This window comes from Flavobacterium sp. J49, from assembly GCF_011742145.1.
Taxonomy (GTDB): domain Bacteria; phylum Bacteroidota; class Bacteroidia; order Flavobacteriales; family Flavobacteriaceae; genus Flavobacterium.
Genome location: NZ_JAAQQU010000035.1, coordinates 1 through 215 on the forward strand (window position 1 = coordinate 1; position 215 = coordinate 215).

Consider the following 215-nt stretch of genomic DNA (forward strand, 5'->3'; position numbering starts at 1 on the left):
TCTGCCACCACACAAATAGCCGGAGGAGTATGGCCACTAACGGGTGTTTCTATTAGCTATTATGAAACTCAGACCGATGCTTTGATTGGCGCAGCCCCATCACTAACGAGCCCTTATGAGAATATCAATCCATGGACACAAACCATTTACGTTAGAGTGTATTATACTTTGACGGGTTGTGCCAATTATGTACAGCTACAATTAATAGTAGACCC

1 protein-coding gene is annotated in these 215 nt (G+C 43.3%); it reads left to right on the forward strand.

Translation table 11 applies throughout. From position 1 onward, the window contains the following. A partial coding sequence (locus tag HA632_RS00140; RefSeq protein WP_176305219.1) for a hypothetical protein occupies nucleotides 1-215 on the forward strand: 215 nt, incomplete at both ends.